Below are 21,058 nucleotides of genomic sequence, written 5' to 3'. Positions count from 1 at the left end.
TTTTGTCAATAGCTTGAGAATTGGGGTTAGACTGGGAGTGTAGATATGAATAAGTTAGTAAGACTTCTCTCCAGCAGAGTCGCGTTATTCGGGGTACCGATCCTACTCCAGGCTTTTGCTTTGGTTATGTTCATCTGGAAATTTAGTAGTTATTTTGTATATTTTTATGCGATCTGTACGCTGCTTAGTGTTATCGCTGTCTTAAAAGTCTTAACGGGAAGAAGTAATCCCGCTTATAAGATTGCCTGGATTATTCCGATCATGCTTTTTCCTATCTTTGGAGGACTCATTTATTTATTGTTTGGCGGTAACAAATCAAGTAAGCGTACGAAACAGAAAATGCATGAGATTCAGGAAAAAATGACTCAGTCATTAGGCCAAAACGGGATAGTTATTCAGGAAATTCAAGTTCAGGATCGAAGTGCGGCCAATCAGTCACGCTATATTGAAAACTATTCATTCTGTCCGGTTTATAAAAATACCACGTCAGAATATTTGTCACCCGGAGAACAAATGTATGAACGTTTCCTTGAGAAACTAAAGAAAGCGAAACACTATATTTTCCTAGAGTATTTTATTATTGAAAAAGGGGTAATGTGGAATTCAATTCTTGAGATACTTGTCGAAAAGGTCAAGCAAGGCGTGGATGTTCGTGTCATTTATGATGATGTGGGGTGTCTTTTCACCTTGCCGTATGACTATGATAAGCATCTTGAGAAAATGGGAATTCAGTGTTGTGTATTTAATCGATTTGTTCCGATCTTGTCCGCCCACTTGAATAATCGGGATCATCGTAAAATTGCCGTGATTGACGGCTGTACTGCGTTTACCGGGGGAATCAACCTTGCGGATGAATACATCAATGTCTATGAGAAGTATGGACATTGGAAAGATTCTTCTATTATCATCCAAGGAGAGGGTGTCTGGAGTTTTACCGTGATGTTCTTGTCACTCTGGAATTACCATAGAAAAACAGAGGAGGATTATGAACGATTTCGGCCCTTGACCCAGCAAGATGAAGAATTTTCTTCTGATGGATATGTTCAGCCGTTTACGGATAGTCCTTTAGATGATGAATCCATAGGTGAAACCATCTATCTCAATCTGATCAATAATGCGAAGCGTTATGTCTATATCAACACGCCTTATCTTATTTTGGACACAGAGATGATTACCGCACTGAGCTCAGCGGCCAAGCGAAGTGTCGATGTCCGCATTGTGACTCCTCATATCCCGGATAAATGGTACGTTCATGCTGTAACTCGGGCAAACTATGAGATCCTTGTGGAAAGCGGTGTAAAAATCTATGAGTATACGCCAGGCTTCAATCATGCCAAATCGTTTGCTGTAGATGATGAGCTAGGAGTCGTTGGAACGATCAATCTTGATTACCGAAGTTTATTTTTGCATTTTGAATGCGGAGTTTGGCTCTATCAGACGAAAAGTATCTTTGAAGTAAAGGAAGATTTCTTAAAAACCTTAGAACAAAGCCAAGTCATTACGCTTGAGGATTGCCGGTCAGTCAAATGGTATACCCGGTTAGGTCGTATTGTTTTACGAGCTTTTGCTCCGTTAATGTAAAATGTGTAATAATAAAGATTAACTTTTTGAAAAAATATTATAACAGATGCTTGACATCTCTCTGATTAAGGATTAGAATCAATTTCAACAACAGGAAATGCTTTAAACTTTAACACGATGAAGGGAAGTTCAAAGTTTTTGTTAGTTAGAGAGCTGACGGTCGGTGCAAGTCAGTCTAACAGGCTGAAGAATTCCATCCTGGAGTGGCCAATGATGAATTGTGACGGGTTCCGCCCGATAGCGCGGACAAGAGTTGGCCGTTACGGCAACATGGGTGGCAACGCGGGAATACCTCTCGTCCCTATTTGGGATGAGGGGTTTGTTTATTTTCAGGCGTCCCTATACATGTACCTATAATTGGTCAGAACTTGGGTGGCACCGCGGAAAATTCCCGCCCCAATACTGGGGTGGGTTTTGCTTTTTTTTCACATAAAAAGGAATAGGGAGGCTATTTAAATGAAAAGAGTATTTAATTTTGCAGCAGGACCAGCGGTATTACCCGAAGAGGTGCTTAGAGAAGCAGGAGAGGAAATGTTAGATTACAAGGATACAGGGATGTCTGTGATGGAGATGAGTCATCGTTCTAAAGCATTCGAACAAATCATTCAGGATGCTGAAAAAGATTTAAGAGATTTGATGAATATTCCCGATAATTACAGAGTCTTGTTTCTTCAAGGAGGCGGCTCTCAGCAGTTCGCGATGATTCCTATGAACTTAATGAAAAATAAGGTTGCTGATTATATAAAAACAGGACAGTGGGCCAAAAAAGCAATCGCTGAAGGGAAAATCTATGGTAAGGTCAATGTCATTGCTTCTTCGGAAGATAAGACCTTTACTTATATTCCCGACCTGAAAAATTTGAAAATCTCTGAGGATGCTGACTACGTTTACATCTGTCACAATAATACAATTTATGGCACAAAATATAATGAGTTGCCTGAGACAGGGGATAAAATCTTAGTGGCCGATATGTCTTCCGATATTTTATCTGAACCTGTTGATGTGACTAAATACGGTCTTATTTTCGCAGGTGCTCAAAAGAATATTGGACCAGCAGGAGTGGTTGTTGTTATCATTCGCGAAGATCTCATTACCGATGACGTTTTGCCCGGAACCCCAACGATGCTGAAATATAAAACTCATGCTGATAATGATTCGCTTTATAATACTCCGCCAGCTTACGGCATTTATATTTGCGGCAAGGTATTTAAGTGGGTTAAGAAGCTAGGCGGCCTCGAAGCCATGAAAAAGAGAAATGAAGAAAAAGCAGCAATTCTTTATGATTATCTTGATGCCAGTAAAATGTTTAAAGGGACTGTAGTTAAAAAGGATCGCTCTTTAATGAATGTACCTTTTGTCACGGGCTCGGAAGAATTGGATGCTAAATTTGTTAAAGAAGCGAAAGCGGCTGGCTTTGAAAACCTAAAGGGACACAGAACAGTTGGCGGGATGAGAGCAAGTATCTACAATGCAATGCCAATGGATGGGGTTAAGGCCTTAGTCGAATTTATGAAGAAGTTTGAAGTGGAAAATCAATAAGAGAATAAGAAGCTCAATGATGAAAAGAGGAGAAGATGCAAATGTTTAAGGTCAATTGTTTAAATAATATCGCCAATGTAGGATTAGACTTATTTTCGGATAACTATCAGCTGGTCGATGAGTTCAATGACGCAGATGCTGTACTCGTTAGAAGTGCCAGTATTCATGATTTAGAGTTACCTCAGTCCTTAGCCGCGATTGCACGCGCTGGGGCAGGGGTGAATAATATCCCGCTTGATAAATGTGCAGAAAATGGGATTGTTGTCTTTAATACACCTGGCGCGAATGCCAATGGAGTAAAAGAAATCATCATGGCAGCCCTAATCTTAGCTTCTCGCGACATTATCGGGGGCGTGAATTGGGTAACTTCGGTTAAAGATGACCCAGAGGTTGCTAAACTTGTTGAAAAGAAAAAATCGAAGTTTGCTGGAACGGAAATCAAAGGGAAAAAGCTGGGAGTCATTGGTCTTGGCGCAATTGGGGTTCTAGTCGCTAATGCAGCGAACAAGCTTGAGATGGAAGTTTACGGATATGATCCTTTCATTTCCGTGGATGCGGCTTGGAAACTTTCCAAATATATTAAGCATACCCAGTCTCTCGACGAGATCTTTAGAGAATGTGATTATATTACGGTTCATGTACCTTCAATTGATTCGACTAAAGGAATGTTCAATCAAGAAGCTTTTGATATCATGAAAGAGGGAATTAAAATCCTCAACTTCTCCAGAGATTCTTTGGTTAATGAGGAGGATATGATTGAAGCCTTAAAAACCGGAAAGGTCGGTCGTTACATCACCGATTTCCCCACTCCTAAGATGGTGGATGTGGAAGGGGTCATCGCGATTCCTCATCTAGGCGCCTCGACCAATGAATCTGAAGATAACTGTGCAATCATGGCTGTGAACCAGTTAAGGGACTACCTCGAAAATGGGAATATCAAGAACTCAGTCAACTATCCGGCTTGTGACATGGGAGTATGTGCTCAAGCAGGACGGATTGCTATAAACCACAAAAATACGCCGAATATGCTGGGTCAATTTACCGCGACATTGGCTAAAGAAAACTTCAATATTTCCGATATGATCAATAAGAGTCGAGGAGAATGGGCCTATACCATGATCGATATTGAATCCCCGACCGCGGATCAAATGATTAAAAAACTGGAAGCAATTGATGGCGTTTTGAAGGTAAGAGTTATTAAGTAAGATGTGCTAGATAAGTAAATGGAGGAGTTATTTTGGCTACGTTCAGACCTTTTAATGCCGTAAGACCGCGCGAGGATGTTGCCAGTAAAGTGGCAGCACTTCCCTATGATGTTTATAATCGTGAAGAAGCGTTAGCAGAAGTTTTAAAAGAGCCCTTATCCTTTTTGAAAGTGGACCGAGCAGAGACTCAGTTTACTCCGGATTTCAACCCTTATGATGCATTGGTCTATGAAAAAGCAAGAGATATCCTTCAGCAAATGAGAGAAGAAGGAATCTTGGTTCAAGAAGGCAAGAATTGTTATTATGTCTATGAATTAACGATGAACGGCCGTTCTCAGACGGGTTTAGTCGGTTGTTCAGCAATTGATGATTACCTTAATAATGTCATCAAAAAGCATGAGAAAACGAGAGAGGATAAAGAAGTCGATCGCATCAACCATGTGGATATATGTAATGCACAAACCGGACCGATTTTTTTGGCCTATCGCTCTCAACAAATCATCAACGATGTTGTGGATAAGGTGAAGCAGGGGACTCCTTTATACAATTTTGTCGCTCCTGATGGAATTCGACATGCGGTCTGGAAGATCGATCAAGAAAAAGAGATCGTAACCATCGAGACGGGTTTTAAAAATATCCAAAATATCTATATTGCTGATGGCCATCACCGGGCTGCATCAGCAGTGAAGGTGGGCTTAAAACGAAGAGAGGCTAATCCGGGATATACGGGAGATGAGGAATTCAATTTCTTCCTGTCGGTGCTTTTCCCTCATGATCAATTGATGATTTTAGATTATAATCGGGTGGTTAAAGATTTAAATGGGTATACTCCCGACGAATTCTTAAATGAGGTCGCCAAAGCCTTTGCTGTTGAGAAAATAGGGCAAGAGCCTTATAAGCCGACTGCTAAAGCAACCTTCGGTTTATACTTAGAAGGTGCCTGGTATAAGTTAACCGCCAAGGAAGAGATCCGGTCTAACGATCCCGTTGAAGGACTCGATGTCTCCTTGCTTCAGAATCATGTTTTAACGTCTATTCTTAATATAAAAGACATCCGAACGGATAAGAGAATAGATTTTGTGGGCGGCATCAGAGGACTTAAAGAACTCGAAAAAAGAGCGAATACGGATATGAAGCTGGCTTTTTCGATGTATCCCACTTCAATTGTTGAGCTGTTTGACGTTTCCGATGCAGGGCTCTTGATGCCACCCAAGTCGACTTGGTTCGAACCGAAGCTGAGAAGCGGCTTATTCATTCATGAGTTAAACTAACGGCAGATCTATCGGGTAATAGTTGACTAAAACTTATAAATGTTATAGTATAGTTTCGTTGGTTAACTGAATATGAATCATGAATTCAACTTCTTATCAAGAGTGGTGGAGGGACTGGCCCGATGAAACCCGGCAACCGGTATTTTGTAATACAGCGGTGCCAATTCCTGCGATGGAAACATTGATAGATGAGAGAGGAAGTATTGCGAATAAACCTCTTTCTTATGAAAGAGGTTTTATTTTTTTCGACTAATGAAAGGGGATAGTTTTGTGCCGATTAATATACCCGATGGACTGCCAGCACTAGGGATCTTAAACCAAGAAAACATTTTTGCAATGAATGAGGGGCGAGCAGCTCACCAAGATATTCGTCCGCTCAGCATTGTTATTTTAAATCTCATGCCCGATAAAATTGTGACGGAAACGCAGATTTTAAGGCTTTTGAGTAATTCTCCTTTACAAGTTGATATTACTCTGCTTTATCCTGAAACCCATAATTTTAAGAATACACAGGAAGAATATCTGGTTAAATACTACGAAACCTATGATCATATTAAGAATCGAAAATTTGACGGCATGATTATTACGGGCGCGCCAATTGAGAAAATGGACTTTGAAGAGGTTGATTTCTGGTCTGAACTCGTGAAGATTATGGACTGGAGCCAACACAATGTTTATTCAACCCTCTATATCTGTTGGGGGGCGCAGGCAGGGCTCTACCATCATTTTGGGGTGCCGAAGTATCCGCTAAACGCAAAAATGTTTGGCGTTTTTCCGCATACGCTTAATCATAAGCATGTTAGACTTATGAGGGGCTTTGATGATATTTTCTATGTTCCTCATTCCAGGCATACAGAAGTTCGCAGGGAAGACATCGAAAAGGTTCCAGAGCTAGAGATTTTATCAGAATCTGAGGGGTCTGGAGTTTATCTGATCGCGACGAAAGGCGGTCGTCAAATTTTTGTGACAGGACACTCAGAATACGATCCTCTTACCTTGAAAGCTGAGTATGACCGGGATGTCGCCGGCGGTCTTCCTATTAATATCCCGCAGAATTACTTTCCTGATGATGATCCGAAACAACCTCCGATCGTCAAATGGCGAAGCCACTCCAATCTACTCTTTGCCAACTGGCTCAATTATTATGTCTATCAGGAAACACCATACAATGTCAACGAAATCGAGTAAGGTCAAATAATATAAGCAATAAAAGAAAGAAGGAATTTTAATGCCACTAGAGCAGGGGCATGACCGAGTAGCTGCAGAACAGCTTCTCCACGAATATGTCAAAAGTGAGAGTCTCATCAAACATGCGATGACCGTTGAAGCCGTTATGCGTCATTTTGCAGCTTTGCTTAAGGAAGACGTTGAAGAGTGGGGAATCATCGGCTTATTACATGATATCGATTTCGAGATGTATCCGGAAGAGCATTGTCATAAAACGAGGACTATTCTTGAACCGAGAAAGTGGCCAGAGTCCTTCATTCGGGCAATTGAAAGTCATGGCTATAAGCTTTGCAGTGATGTTGAACCGATTACACCTCAAGAAAAAGTTCTTTATACGATTGATGAACTGACCGGGCTTATTTCAGCAACGGCGTTGCTTAGACCGAGCAAGAGCCTTTTTGATTTAACCGTAAAATCCGTTAAAAAGAAATGGAAGCAGAAGAGCTTCGCCGAAGGGGTTAACCGTGAGGTCATCGAAAATGGAGCTTCCATGCTGAATATGGAGTTGGATTATGTTATTGAGCAGACCATCGAAGGAATGAAAAAGGTCGCTTCAGAAATAGGACTTGAGGGGAATGTTGAAGTCGCAAAATAATCAGATATCCTTAGAGCAATAGCCAGTACTCTTAAGTACTGGCTATTTCCATTTTCATGAGTATAATAGAGTTAATCTTAGTGAGATGGCTCAAATATTCTTTCTAATAAAGAAGAGGAGATTTAGGATAATGGATGAGCTGCTAAATTTTCAGAATGAACTATTAGATAAGCTCGTATCGGGTGGTGGACTAAGGGAACTAGCTCAACACATATCAACGTTTTTGAAAAAAGAAGTACTCATTATTAATCCCTCTCATCGTGTGCTTGTCTCCACAATCTCTAACGAGGATTTTAGCCAAGGGAAACTGCTCAAAATGGCGATGGTTGTACCCATTCCAGATCGAACTAAAATCTTCATAGGGGAGCAGGAGGTTGAAGTTCTTGTTTGTGAACTCAGTAATGCGGAGAAAAGATGGGGTTTTCTTTTGGTTTGCGAGCCGGGATTGGATGAGAATAGTCAGATCAAGACGGTGGCTCATCAAGCCCGAGTCGCTTGTGTCTTAGAACTCCAAAAACAAGAGGAGCTGCTCGAGAGCAACCGACAATACAGAGATGCTTTCCTTTTTGATTTGCTCTATGGTAACATGGATGATCCTGCAGAGATCATTACCCGGGGTAAATTTTGGGGGTGGGACCTCCAGTTACCCCAGGTTGTGGCTGTATTTGAGCTAGAAGACTTTGAACTCTATTCTACAGATCGACATCTTCTTAAAATACTTTGTGAAATAGTCCAAACGGTGATCGAAGCTTTGGATATGAAGGCTATCCTTTTTCAGAAGAATGAAGAGGTTGTTCTTGCTCTACCCCTGGAGAATAAAGATTATCATGAGGGAAAAGCAATTTTCAAGATGATCATTAATAAAATGAGGGCTTTGAGCGAAGAACACCTAAACTCACGCGAGGTTCGAGTGGGAATAGGAAAGAAGTATACCAACCCAACAGAGCTATTTCGGAGCTATCAAGAAGCAAAAGTCGCTTCAAAATTAGGCAGTTTGCTTAACGATCAAAATCATACTTCTTTTTTTAGGGACTTGGGCATAGCGCGAATTCTTTATAATCATGATCGGCAGGAATTAGAAGCGTTTTATGGGGAGACGCTTGAGGCTTTAGAACAATACGATAAGTCCCAGAAGAATGAGTTGATGGAGACTTTGGAAAAATATATTGCGAATCGTTGTGACCTGAAGGAAACGGCTGAAGCCCTTTTCTTGCATCCGAATACTCTTCGCTACCGGCTAAAGCGAATTGAAGAAGTCTTAGAGATTGACATTAAGGACTTTGATACGATTTTGTCTTTCATGGTTGCCTTTAAGATAAAATATTTACAAAAGCTTTAGGTTGCTATTTATGAGGATCTAAGAGGAGCAGTCAATGGATAAAGACGATATCAAGAAAGAGAATGAGATGTTTTTGAGTATCTGCCCGCGCAATTGCTATGAGACGTGTGGATTAATATCGCATGTGCAGAATGGACGTTTAATTAAAGTAGAAGGAGATCCTCATCATGGCTATACTCAAGGTAAGCTGTGTGCTAAAGGGTATGCCTATACAGAATATGTTTATAGTCCCCAGCGTTTACGTCATCCGTTAAGACAAGTCCCAAGAGGGTCAGGAAATTGGTATCGCATAAGTTGGGAAGAAGCTTTGGAGGATATTGCAAATAAGATTCTCGAGCTTCATCACCGCTATGGATCTTCCTTGGCTTGTGCTTATAATAAATTTTCAGGAAATTTAGGAGTACTTCATAATGCGACAGAGGGCATGTTTAGAGGCTTAGGCTCCCATACCAAGCTCTCTGGCAATGCTTGCTTAGCTGCGGGGAGTGATGCTGTAGCTTACAATCGCGGACAGCTCATTTTCCATGATCCTGAAGACATGGCGAAATCGAAAGCAATCGTTCTCTGGGGGGTTAATCCCGCACGAACGGCAGTTCATCAATGGAATTTTATTAATCAAGCCCGGGACAAAGGTGCTCAGATTCTGGTTATTGATCCCTTGTACACTCCTTCAGCTGCCCAAGCGGATATCTATCTTCAAATTAACCCGGGAACAGATGGGTTACTCGCTATGGCAGTGCTTAAGATTCTTCTCGAAGAAGGAAAGCTTAACCCAGAGTATTTCGGTGGAAACATCTACGGCTGGGAGTCTTTTCAGAGTTATCTTCAAGAAAAGGTGACCCTTGAAGAGGCGAGTAAGGTAACGGGGGTACCCCAAGAGGGAATTTATGATTTATCGTCTTTTTATAAGGAAAAACCCTGTGCCACATGGGTAGGATTTGGTCTCCAACGGTATTCAAATGGAGGGCAAAATATACGCTGCATCGATGCTTTAGTGGCCCTCAGTGGTAACCATGAGCTAAAGGGCGGCGGGCTTTACTATAATAATCTAATGGATGACGTCTTTAAGAATGGCCTTTTGAATTTCCCGAGACCGATGAATCAAGAAGTGATCATCGAGCGGAGCATCGATATTAATTCCTTTGCACAAGAGGCCTTAGCTTTAACCGATCCTCCGTTAAAATTCTTATGGATTGCGGGTCGAAATCCGCTTAGTCAGGATCAAGATCAGCAGAATTGGCAGAAACTCTTGAATCAATTAGAACTCGTCGTGGCGGTGGATTTATTTATGAATGAAACGACAGCCCAAGCGGATATTGTTCTACCCGCGGCGAGCCCCTTTGAAGAGTATGATCTACACCAAAGTTACTGGCATCAATGGATTGCGATCAATCAGAAAGCAATTCCTCCTTTTTTTGAAGCCAAAAGTGACTTGGAGATCGCTCGAAGTTTGACGAAGGTGTTAAATAAGCTCCAGCCTAATTTCTCGAGCTTTCCTGATCAACTCACAGCTTTAGATTGGATCGCTGCTGAATTCACACCAGAAATTCTTGAAAGGCTAGGGATAGCTGAGTGGCAAGAACTCCTTCAGGGTCCGCGCAAACTTAAGATTTCGGAAGGGATTGGGTATGATCAAGGTTTTCAGACGGAGATGGGGAAATTGAAACTCTATTCTCCAGAAGCAAAGGAACATCAACTTCCTGCTTTGGCTAGATTTCTAGAGCAGGGAAAGAATTCGTTATATTCTTTACGTCTTCTTACTCCGCAGAGCTTGTTTCGAATTCATTCCCAATATCGAACTGTTTCTTGGTTGAGCCAGGATCAAGGGGCGGAAGTCGTGGAAATGAATCCTTATGATGCGGAGATTAGAGGTATAAAGGAGAAAGAGAGTGTATCTGTTTTTAATGACTGGGGAAATTGTCAACGGAAAGTGAAGTTGAATGATCGCATTCCACAAGGGGTTATTGTGATTGCCCAAAGTGGTAAAGACTCAGTCAATCAACTATTAGCAAAGCAATCTGCAGATATGGGTACTCAATACGCGGGGTCAAGGGGTGCAGCTTATTATGATGCTTGGGTCGAAGTCGAAAGGGGTTTTAAGAGAGAGGGGATGTGAGGATAAGCCATGTTAAGTACGAAAGGATTTCTTTTCAATGTGGATCGTTGTATCGGCTGTCATTCCTGTGAATTGGCCTGCAAGAATGAAAATAAGACAGCGAGTGGGGTGCAGTGGCGGAAAGTTACAGAGAACAGAGATGGAACGTATTTGTCCATTTCCTGTAATCATTGTGCTAGCCCAGAGTGCTTCAGGGTTTGCCCTCAACATGCGTATACGAAAAGACGGGATGGCATAGTCCTCATTGATCCCAACCGCTGTGCGGGATGTAAGACTTGTGTTTCAGCTTGTCCTTATCATGCTCCTCAGTTTGATCCAGTTCAGAATAGAACCAGTAAATGCAACTACTGTATTGCGCGCCAAAAAGCCGGTTTACTCCCTGCTTGTGTCACTGCTTGCCCGACAGGTGCTCTTCAAGTGTTGGATCTCAGCATAGATTTAAAGGCGGATACTGTAGCTACGGTGGACGGGTTTCCAGACATTCGTTTGACGAAGCCCTCGATTCGTTTTTATCCAGCTAGGCCGAAGAAAAGATATTGGTTAAAGAATAGTTAAACGCACTTCGCTCAGCGAGGTGCTTTTTTATACAAAAAAACGACATTATTTTTGTATCTGTGTACAAAGTGCTTTGTGCAATAATGGACATGAAAAGGGGGTGTTACCAATGAACCAAGAAAACGGCTCAAAAGCTCAACCTTTGTTAGAAATGCGAGTTCTTGTTTATGACATATTGAGGAGAACCTTCTTAGAAGAACCCACGAAAGAGTTTTTGAACCTCATTATGGACAAAGAATTTACAGAAGAGTTTCCCTTTGCGGAGGAAAATGAAGAGATTCATGAGGGAATTGCCCAAATCGCTGTATTTTTGCAAGAGCATGATCTAAAAAGTGAAAAAGAATACAATGACTTGCTCTGGGATTATACACGCCTGTTTATTGGGCCGGATAAGTTGCCTGCTCCCCTTTGGGAATCAGCTTATTTGAACAAAGAACGGCTCCTTTTTCAAGAACAAACGCTTAAGGTTAGACACGCTTATTTAGAATATCAATTCTTGCCTAAGTATTTCCGACAAGAAGCTGATGACCATTTAGGCTTAGAACTGGATTTTATGTACCAACTCAGCGAACTCTCTTTGAATTATTTGCAACATCAGGATTTCATGGGACTAAGGAAAGTCCTGACCGATCAAAAAACCTTTTTGCAAGAGCATTTATTGAAGTGGGTTCCTGAGCTGACTGCAAAAATTTTGGATAGTTCAAACCTGAGTTTCTATCCAGGAATGGCTAAGATTCTTAACGGTTATCTCACTTTAGATCTTGAAGCTCTAGTAGAGCTTTTAGATATGGATTATGAAAGTGTCTCAAAATAACTGGAGGTGAATTTACGTGGCAAATCTCATTGAGAAGGCAAAAAGTTACTCGATGAACAGAAGGTCTTTTCTCGGTTTATCGGCCGGTGCGGCAGCAGCAATTACACTTCCGGGCTGCGGACTGACCAAAGTAGATTCGACTACGGCAGCGGCAAATTTGGCCAATAAAGAAGGGGAATGGATCCCTGCAGCCTGTTGGCATAATTGCGGTGGACGTTGTTCAAACAAGGCTTATGTGGTGGAAGGTGTGGTTGTTCGTCAAAAGACAGATGACACTCATCCGGATTCTCCGGATTATCCGCAACAACGCGGTTGTAACCGAGGCCGTTCACAACGGATGCAAGTCTTTGGTGTCGATCGTTTGAAATATCCTATGAAGCGGAAAAATTGGGAGCCAGGCGGCGGTAAAAAGGAATTACGAGGCAAGGATGAGTGGGTCCGTATTTCCTGGGATGAGGCTTTAGATATTGTCGCTAGTGAGTTCAAACGTATTCAGGAGAAATACACCAATCGGGGAATTTTTGCTTCGAATGCAGGTGATCTTGGTCGTGCCTTTTCTTTGGCCGGTGGCTATATTGGTTCCTGGGGAACTTCTTCTTGGGGGTCTTGGCGTTGGGGACCTGAAAAATTCGGTATGGCTGAAGGATTTTTTATACAAAGCATCAACGACCGAATGGATCTGCGTAATTCACAACTGATCGTGATTGTGGGAGGTAATGCAGCCTGGAGTGCTCCTGGCAATCCGACGTACCATTACTTGCAAGCGAAAAAAGCCGGTGCCAAATTTGTAGTCATCGATCCTTCCTTCTCAGATACCGTTGAAATCTTAGATGCCCAGTGGGTACCGATTCATCCGGGAACGGACCATGCTATGTTTTTGGGTATGGCGTATGCGCTGCTGAAGGAAGATAACCCAACAACCAATCCGCTGATTGACTGGGATTTTCTTAATAAGTACACAGTGGGCTTCGATATGGATCATATGCCGGCTGGAGCTGATCCGAAAGATAACTTTAAGGACTATGTTTTAGGGGTCAATGATAATACACCGAAAACTCCTGAATGGGCTGAACAAATTAGTGGTGTGTCAGCTGCTACAATTCGTGAATTGGCGCTTCAAATTGCGAAAACAGAGCGTGTCGCCTTACTCACAGCATGGGGAGCTGCACGTATTCAAAATTCGGATTCTTGGCCGCAAATGTTCATGACCTTTGGCGCAATGACAGGGAACATAGGTAAATCAGGCTGCATGACAGGGGTCAGCTGTCATTATTCAACAGCGAATGGCGGACCTAGCCTTGTTACTCCGGGAGCAGCAGGATTACCGCCTATTGCTAATCCAATTAAAGAAACAATCAATGATATTGAAATGTGGAAGGCCACTTTAGAGGGTAAATACACCGCAGGCTATCAAAAAATTCAAGATGTTAATATTCAGATGATCTATCATGGCTATGAATCTCACCTTCAGACACGATCGGCGCAATCTTTAGGGATTGAAGCGCATCGCAAAGTTGAATTTGTACTTTCCGTCAGCCACTTTTTGACGACCAATAGTAAATATTCTGATGTCGTCCTCCCAATTATCACCGAGTGGGAAAAAGTAGGTGGGTTTGGATCGTTTATCAATCGCGAGAGTCTTGTGTTCTGGCGCAAAGTGACTGAACCCCTATATGAAGCTAAGAGTGAAATGTGGATTGCACAAGAGCTGGCGAAGCGCCTTGGCCTTGATGCCTCTAAGATTTTACCCGTTAATGAAAAACAGCAATTCTTTAATCAAATTGCAGGTGCTAAAGTTGTAGCTTCGGATGGTAAAACGATGGAGCCTTTAGTCACGCTGACTGAGGCGGATATTCAAGAAATCGGAGCAACGGGTAAACCCCAACAAGGTCGGATGACGTATCAAGAATTAAAACAAAAAGGAGTTTACACAGTCGAACGTAAACCAGGTGACAATCTAGGGTTTATCGCCTACGAAAACTTCGTCAAAGATCCTGTGGCTAATCCATTGAAAACAGCGAGTGGTAAACTAGAGATTCATTGTCAAGCTTTAGCTGATTTTGTGAAAAGCAAAGGATTTACCGAGATTAAACCTATCCCCACGTATAGTCCGGCAGTTGAGGGTTACGAAGCGACCTTTAAAGATTTCAAGGGTCAAGTTAAAGGTGATTACCCTCTCCAAGTTATCAATCCGCACTATCTGAGACGTTCCCACAGTATTCTTAATAATATCCCCTGGTTGCGGGAAGCTTGGCCGAACCCTGTGTTCATATCTACGAAAGATGCTGAAGAACGGGGAATTAAAGAAGGGGACACAGTCCTTCTGAAGAGTAGTCATGGTCAAACCTTACGTCCTGCTCATGTAACGGAATGCTTTATGCCGGGCGTTGTAGGTCTTCCTCATGGCGCCTGGGTTGAAATGGATGAGAAAAATCAAGTTGATAAAGCGGGATCAGATAACATGCTGACCGGTCCAATCACAACAGGGCAAGGGATCGGAGGCTGGAACTCCACCCTTTGTCAAATTGAAAAATGGACGGGAACCCCCCTTGAAGAAGATAGCAAATGGCCGCTGCGGATTGTTCTCTAGAAAGGAGTGAATGACATTGGCACAAAAAGGCTTTTATTATGATCAAACCAGTTGTATCGGGTGTAAGGCATGTCAGGTGGCCTGTAAGGATAAAAACAATTTGAAAGTGGGACCGCGCTATCGCCGAGTTTATGATATCGAAATCGGCAAATTCCCCAACCCTCACCGCGCGCATTTTTCGATTAGCTGTAATCATTGCGAAAATCCGAAGTGTGTTGAAAACTGTCCTACAGGTGCTCTCCAAAAGCGGAAAGAAGATGGCATTGTAATCCATGACCATGCTAAGTGTATTGGTTGCCGTCTTTGCACTTGGTCTTGCCCCTATGGAGCTCCTCAATATAAAGAGGATGAAGGTAAAGTGGGCAAATGTGATGGGTGTTCAGACTTAGTCGCTAAAGGGGAAAATCCGGCCTGCGTTGATGCGTGTGTGATGCGGTGTTTAGAATTTGGCGATATCGTTGAACTTCGTCAGAAATATGGCACAAATGCGGATGCGCCTGGTCTACCTAGCTCTGCAACGACTCATCCCAATCTTATTATTAATGTTAAGAAACACTAGATCGTATCCTCATTAAGTGTAAGGAGGTAAGGAAAAATGATATTTGCCGAAGAGTGGCCCTTAATGACGTTTACACTCTTAGCACAGCTAAGTATCGGTACGTTTATTATTCTCATGGTTCTTAAAACGTTCATCGGGAATCAAGATTCTCAAGCTTCAAAAGCACTGAGCTTTGGCTTTACGGTAGTGGGCCCAGTTACGGTGTTAGCCTTAATTTTTTCCGTATTTCACTTGGGGGATCCCTTAGGGGCTCCGCGTTCCATCTTGAATCTCGCATCTTCCTGGTTGAGCCGTGAGATTTTAACGACGGGCGGTTTCTTCGCCCTTTGGATTGTCTCTTGGTGGCTATCACGTAAAGGGAAAGAAAGTAAGGCCTTGGGCTGGGTCACAGCCCTTGTAGGATTAGCGGCGATTTTTAGTATGGCTCATATCTATAGTTCGTCAGTTCGTCCGGCTTGGGACAATACGAACACGTATATCGCTTTTTTCGGAGCAACCTTTGCAATGGGCGTTTTAGGAGCTGTTAGTGCCTTTGGGTTGGGGATGAAGGGGAGTCTTTCCGAATCCGTGACCAAGGCCCTATCGACAGTAAGCTATATTGGTATTGCAGCAGTTGCTTTACCTCTTGCTTATTTTCCTATTTACCTATCCAGTCTAAAGGCGGGTGGCGTAACAGCTGAAGCATCAGCCCAGATCCTAACAGGAAATATGGGGATGCTGATCTTGAGAGCCCTTCTCTCGGTGCTTGGTGCAGTATTGCTGGTTTATCTGCTGAGAAAACAGGGGAACAAGGCGCAAAGCTTTCCTGTGAGTGCAATTATCCTGGCGCTAGTCCTAGTTATAGCTGGAGAATTTATGGGTCGTTATCTCTTCTACGCCTGTGGTATTTCGCCGATCATTGGAGGATAAGAGGAGAAGTAAATCCGTTTTAAAAAATAGGAGTTGTCATCAAAGATGGCAGCTCCTATTTTTATGGGTATGGTCTGTGTTACATTCCGTTTTTTGTAAGGTAAAATGTCTTGCTGTTTCACTTGGAGAAACTTGACTGCATGTATACACGCCAATTTTGAAACAAGTATGCTATAATCATAGAGAATTTATAGATTTTAGAATTCTATATATAATAAGAATCTAAATAAATAATAAGATCAAAAATAGAAATAGAGGGGATACTTGTGGAAAATCAACTTGAATTTGAACCAGGGTTTAGCAAAGAAGAAGCTTTAGCTGAGGCCTCACGTTGCCTTCAATGCAAAAAGCCGACGTGTCGCAAGGGTTGTCCTGTGAATAATGCTATTCCACAATTTATAAAAGCGATCAAAGAAGAAAGTTATGAGACAGGCCTTGATGCCATTTATCGTCATAGTTATTTACCTGCTGTTTGCGGACGAGTTTGTCCTCAAGAAAAGCAATGTGAAGCAGGTTGCATCTTAGCTCGGAAAGGGAAGGCTCTTCGCATCGGTAAGCTCGAACAGTTTATCGCCGAGCAGGGGAAAGATGTTGAGTTTACAAAAGTGGTCTCAACGATGGGCGCCGTCGCCGTTATCGGTTCTGGTCCTGCCGGGCTAGCAGCGGCAGTTCAGTTAGCTCAGTTAGGATATGCTGTAACGGTCTTTGAAGGAGAATCAGAACCGGGTGGCGTTCTTCTTTACGGAATACCAGAATATCGTTTACCTAAGGAAGTCGTCAGGCATGAGATCGAAAAGATCAAAAATCTTGGTGTTGAGTTCCGATTAAATACCTTAATCGGTGTAGACTTACTCTTAGATGATCTTTTCACGATGGGTTTTCAAGCCGTCTTTATAGGAACCGGTGCGGGTCTACCCCGAAAGCTCAACATACCAGGGGAAGATGCGAATGGAGTTATGTCTGCGATTTATGCGTTGCAAATGATCAATCTCTATAAGCTAGGGCAATTGCCTGAAAATGAATTACCGGTTAAACAGGGCGATAAAGTAATCGTGATTGGTGCAGGTAATGTAGCAATGGATGCAGCTCGAACTTCCTGCCGGTTGGGGGCTGAGGTTACGGTTCTTGCGCGTCGAGGGATTGACCAAATGACGGCTCGCGATAAGGAGCGGGATGAGGCAGTTGCTGAAGGGGTTAAGATTATCCCCTTCATTGCACCTCTGGAGATTTTGGGTGAGGAAGACATCACTGGAGTGAAGTGCGCACCTACTGAAGTAATGGAGAATGGACAACTAAGGCTTATAGAAGAGGAAAGCTTTATCCTTCCTGCAGACATAGTCTATATAGCGATCGGGCAGCGTCCTTTTGCTCGAATTGTCTCAACTTCTGAAGGCTTCGAAGTAAATAAGGGAGGGCTCTTGATCAGCGATGAGCACGGAATGACGACCCGCGAAGGCGTTTTTGCCGCCGGAGATGTTGTTCATGGACCAGCAACAGTGGTTATGGCCATGGGAGAAGGACGAAGAATCGCGATTGAGATACATGCCTACCTTTTGAGAAAAAATAGAGCTTGAGATTCAGCAAAGTGGAACGAGGGGACAGGTTTCTCCTTCCACTTTCGTTCTATGAGAAGGCTGCTCTAGAAGTTCTAGGGCAGCCCTTTTATTATCATAACCTTGTGTGTACTATGAGTTTACAGGTTGAGAGAGTTATTTGAAAAAGTTTAAATAGGCGCTTGACATTTAGAATAATTATAATATAATAAAACATGTAAACAACGTTTATATTTACCTCGAAGATAAAAACAATAAAGTAAAAAAAGGAGAGGATTTCTAATGAAAAAATTTGTTTGTGCAGTATGCGGTTACATTTATGAAGGAAACGAGGCTCCAGAACAATGCCCTCAATGCCATGCTCCTAAGGAAAAGTTTTCTGAATTAGTCGAAGGAACTCGCCAATGGGCTGATGAGCATAAAATCGGAGTGGCTCAAGGTGTTGATCCTGAAGTTCTCGAAGGTTTAAGAGCGAATTTCACAGGCGAGTGCACTGAAGTTGGAATGTACTTGGCTATGAGCCGTCAAGCGGATCGTGAAGGTTTCCCGGAAGTCGCTGAAGCTTACAAACGGATTGCATTTGAAGAAGCAGAGCATGCTGCTAAATTTGCTGAACTCTTAGGTGAAGTCGTTAATGCTGACACGAAAAAGAATCTTGAGTTAAGAGTCGAAGCTGAATATGGCGCTACCCAAGGAAAGAAAGATCTGGCAACACTTGCGAAAAAACTCAACTATGATGCGATTCATGACACCGTCCATGAAATGTGTAAAGATGAAGCCCGTCATGGTAAGGCCTTCTTAGGATTACTCAACCGTTACTTCAAATAATTCAATAAGACGGAGATAACCTAAATTAGGTGATTTTAAGGACGCTGAATATAATTTCGGCGTCCTATTGATTCATATGCTTAATTTAGTTTATACTTGATTTATCGAAGATTTAGGCGAGAATTAGGCTAAAATGAGTAAATACGATCCGCAGTTTAGAAAAGATTAATGAAAAAGTTTAAAAAGGCGCTTGACATTTAGAATAATTATAATATAATAAAACATGTAAACAACGTTTATATTTACCTCAAAGATAAAAACAATAAAGTAAAAAAAGGAGAGGATTTCTAATGAAAAAATTTGTTTGTGCAGTATGCGGTTACATTTATGAAGGAAACGAGGCTCCAGAACAATGCCCTCAATGCCATGCTCCTAAGGAAAAGTTTTCTGAATTAGTCGAAGGAACTCGCCAATGGGCTGATGAGCATAAAATCGGAGTGGCTCAAGGTGTTGATCCTGAAGTTCTCGAAGGTTTAAGAGCGAATTTCACAGGCGAGTGCACTGAAGTTGGAATGTACTTGGCTATGAGCCGTCAAGCGGATCGTGAAGGTTTTCCGGAAGTCGCTGAAGCTTACAAACGGATTGCATTTGAAGAAGCAGAGCATGCTGCTAAATTTGCTGAACTCTTAGGTGAAGTCGTTAATGCTGACACGAAAAAGAATCTTGAGTTAAGAGTCGAAGCTGAATATGGCGCTACTCAAGGAAAGAAAGATCTGGCAACACTTGCGAAAAAGCTCAACTATGATGCAATTCATGACACCGTCCATGAAATGTGTAAAGACGAAGCCCGCCATGGCAAGGCCTTCTTAGGATTACTCAATCGATATTTCAAATAAAATGGATTGAAAAATTAAAAGTGCAGAACTTAGGACGCCGTCAGTCATTTCGGCGTCCTTTTGCTGAATTAATAGCGTAATATTAAACAATTAAAAGTACCTGTTCATATTGTGAAGTAGGGATATTGTATACTCCGCCTAAAAAGTTGCAAAATACGCTTCGAAAAAATATAATTTTAATATTAGTGAAATCGTGGGTAAAGAAAGGGGTTACATAGACTATGGCACAAGTTAACGAAGACTATTTAAAGTTGCCGGGAAGTTATTTGTTTTCTGAAATTGCGCGTCGGGTTAACCAATTTAAAGAAGAAAACCCTATGGCAGATATTATCCGTCTCGGAATTGGAGACGTGACCCGGCCTCTACCCACGGCAGTTGTAGAAGCAATGAAAAAAGCTGTTGATGAGATGGGTCAAGCTGAGACTTTTCGCGGATATGGTCCAGAACAAGGGTATGAGTTTTTAAGTCAAACGATTATTGATAATGACTTTACCCCGCGCGGAGTGAAACTGTCTCCTGACGAAGTATTTATCAGTGATGGAGCGAAGAGTGATACGGCTAATTTTCAGGAACTTTTCGGCGTTAATAACACAATTGCGGTCACTGATCCGGTTTATCCCGTTTATGTCGATACGAATGTAATGGCTGGACGTACAGGTTTTCCGAATGAGCTGGGACAATTTGAAAAGCTGGTTTATCTCCCTTGTACAGAAGAAAATGGGATGAAACCGATTCTTCCTCAGACTCATGTCGATATGATCTATTTATGTTTCCCCAATAATCCAAGCGGCGTGACCCTTTCCAAAGAGGAACTGAAACAATGGGTTGATTATGCTCGAGAAAATCAATCGATCATTTTATTTGATGCCGCCTACGAATCATTTATCCGTGAAGAAAATGTTCCTCATAGTATCTTCGAAATCGAAGGTGCGCGGGAAGTTGCGGTTGAATTCAGAAGCTTCTCGAAAACAGCCGGATTTACGGGAACACGTTGTGGTTATACTGTTGTTCCTAAAGAAGTGAAGGTATATGATGCTAAAGGGGAAGACCATAGCTTGAATTCCTTGTGGTTGAGACGTCAGACGACTAAATTTAACGGTGTTTCTTATCCTGTGCAGGTCGCGGCGGCAGCTGTCTATACTGAAGAAGGCCAAAAGCAGGTTAAAGAAACGATCGATTATTACATGGAAAATGCTCGAATTATTCGTGAAGGCTTAGAGCAAGCAGGCTATAAAGTCTTTGGCGGAATCAACGCACCCTATATCTGGATGAAAACACCAGATAATATGGGATCTTGGGAGTTCTTCGATAAACTCATGAAAGAAGTCAATATCGTGGGAACTCCGGGTGCAGGTTTTGGAGCAAATGGCGAAGGCTACTTCCGCCTTACCGCTTTTGGTACCCGTGAAAACACAGTAAGAGCCATCGAACGAATTAAAACGAAAATGTAAATCCTAAGCAAATTGATTACCAATGGCTATGAAAGACCCAAAAGCGTAGCTTCTCGTATAGGAGTGAACGATTTCGCGGAAGGGCGCTAT

General features: G+C 42.3%; 17 protein-coding genes and 1 riboswitch. All 17 genes read left to right on the top strand.

What is annotated here, in order from left to right; all coding sequences use genetic code 11:
- Positions 1-45 precede the first annotated feature (45 nt).
- The 17 genes from cls (at position 46) to DESME_RS14215 (ending at position 20,968) form a co-directional block, all read left to right on the top strand.
- Entirely contained in the window at positions 46-1,581 is a 1,536-nt protein-coding gene (cls, locus tag DESME_RS14300; RefSeq protein ID WP_006716976.1) for a cardiolipin synthase, read from the top strand.
- 456 nt (positions 1,582-2,037) lie between these two features.
- Entirely contained in the window at positions 2,038-3,120 is a 1,083-nt protein-coding gene (gene serC / locus DESME_RS14290) for a 3-phosphoserine/phosphohydroxythreonine transaminase (RefSeq protein WP_006716977.1), read from the top strand.
- A 41-nt stretch (positions 3,121-3,161) separates the two neighbouring features.
- The gene (locus tag DESME_RS14285) at positions 3,162-4,325 is read left to right on the top strand and encodes a phosphoglycerate dehydrogenase (RefSeq protein ID WP_006716978.1); all 1,164 of its coding nucleotides are present in this window, start codon (positions 3,162-3,164) and stop codon (positions 4,323-4,325) included.
- A gap of 32 nt (positions 4,326-4,357) precedes the next feature.
- Positions 4,358-5,596, top strand: coding sequence for a DUF1015 domain-containing protein (locus DESME_RS14280; RefSeq protein ID WP_006716979.1), 1,239 nt, complete (start codon positions 4,358-4,360; stop codon positions 5,594-5,596).
- A 90-nt stretch (positions 5,597-5,686) separates the two neighbouring features.
- Positions 5,687-5,791: riboswitch (SAM riboswitch) on the top strand.
- A gap of 75 nt (positions 5,792-5,866) precedes the next feature.
- On the top strand, positions 5,867-6,784 hold the full coding sequence (gene metA / locus DESME_RS14275; RefSeq protein WP_006716980.1) for a homoserine O-acetyltransferase MetA: 918 nt from the start codon (positions 5,867-5,869) through the stop codon (positions 6,782-6,784).
- Between the two features lie 40 nt (positions 6,785-6,824).
- Positions 6,825-7,418 (top strand): HDIG domain-containing metalloprotein, encoded by a 594-nt coding sequence (locus tag DESME_RS14270; protein WP_006716981.1) that lies wholly within the window; start codon positions 6,825-6,827, stop codon positions 7,416-7,418.
- A gap of 130 nt (positions 7,419-7,548) precedes the next feature.
- Complete coding sequence (locus DESME_RS14265; RefSeq protein ID WP_006716982.1) at positions 7,549-8,757, top strand: PucR family transcriptional regulator; 1,209 nt, start codon at positions 7,549-7,551, stop codon at positions 8,755-8,757.
- A 34-nt stretch (positions 8,758-8,791) separates the two neighbouring features.
- Positions 8,792-10,873, top strand: a complete 2,082-nt coding sequence (locus tag DESME_RS14260; protein ID WP_006716983.1) for a molybdopterin-dependent oxidoreductase — start codon at positions 8,792-8,794, stop codon at positions 10,871-10,873.
- A gap of 9 nt (positions 10,874-10,882) precedes the next feature.
- Positions 10,883-11,428, top strand: coding sequence for a 4Fe-4S dicluster domain-containing protein (locus DESME_RS14255; protein WP_006716984.1), 546 nt, complete (start codon positions 10,883-10,885; stop codon positions 11,426-11,428).
- A gap of 109 nt (positions 11,429-11,537) precedes the next feature.
- The gene (locus DESME_RS14250; protein ID WP_006716985.1) at positions 11,538-12,242 is read left to right on the top strand and encodes a TorD/DmsD family molecular chaperone; all 705 of its coding nucleotides are present in this window, start codon (positions 11,538-11,540) and stop codon (positions 12,240-12,242) included.
- Positions 12,243-12,258: 16 nt separating this feature from the next.
- Positions 12,259-14,832 carry a molybdopterin-dependent oxidoreductase gene (locus tag DESME_RS14245; RefSeq protein WP_006716986.1) on the top strand — a complete coding sequence of 858 codons (2,574 nt, stop codon included), beginning with the start codon at positions 12,259-12,261 and terminating at the stop codon, positions 14,830-14,832.
- A gap of 16 nt (positions 14,833-14,848) precedes the next feature.
- Positions 14,849-15,391, top strand: a complete 543-nt coding sequence (locus tag DESME_RS14240) for a DMSO/selenate family reductase complex B subunit (RefSeq protein ID WP_006716987.1) — start codon at positions 14,849-14,851, stop codon at positions 15,389-15,391.
- Positions 15,392-15,427: 36 nt separating this feature from the next.
- On the top strand, positions 15,428-16,300 hold the full coding sequence (locus tag DESME_RS14235) for a dimethyl sulfoxide reductase anchor subunit family protein (protein ID WP_006716988.1): 873 nt from the start codon (positions 15,428-15,430) through the stop codon (positions 16,298-16,300).
- Between the two features lie 266 nt (positions 16,301-16,566).
- Complete coding sequence (locus tag DESME_RS14230) at positions 16,567-17,874, top strand: NAD(P)-dependent oxidoreductase (RefSeq protein ID WP_006716989.1); 1,308 nt, start codon at positions 16,567-16,569, stop codon at positions 17,872-17,874.
- A 261-nt stretch (positions 17,875-18,135) separates the two neighbouring features.
- Positions 18,136-18,681: an NADH peroxidase gene (locus DESME_RS14225; RefSeq protein WP_006719183.1), complete on the top strand. Its 546-nt coding sequence runs from the start codon at positions 18,136-18,138 to the stop codon at positions 18,679-18,681.
- 290 nt (positions 18,682-18,971) lie between these two features.
- Positions 18,972-19,517 (top strand): NADH peroxidase, encoded by a 546-nt coding sequence (locus DESME_RS14220; protein WP_006719183.1) that lies wholly within the window; start codon positions 18,972-18,974, stop codon positions 19,515-19,517.
- Between the two features lie 221 nt (positions 19,518-19,738).
- The gene (locus tag DESME_RS14215; protein ID WP_006718547.1) at positions 19,739-20,968 is read left to right on the top strand and encodes an LL-diaminopimelate aminotransferase; all 1,230 of its coding nucleotides are present in this window, start codon (positions 19,739-19,741) and stop codon (positions 20,966-20,968) included.
- The last annotated feature ends 90 nt before the right edge of the window (positions 20,969-21,058 follow it).

This window comes from Desulfitobacterium metallireducens DSM 15288 (genome assembly GCF_000231405.2).
Lineage (GTDB): Bacteria > Bacillota > Desulfitobacteriia > Desulfitobacteriales > Desulfitobacteriaceae > Desulfitobacterium_A > Desulfitobacterium_A metallireducens.
Note: the sequence above shows the minus strand (reverse complement) of the source record. Positions and strands in the feature narration are given on the sequence as shown.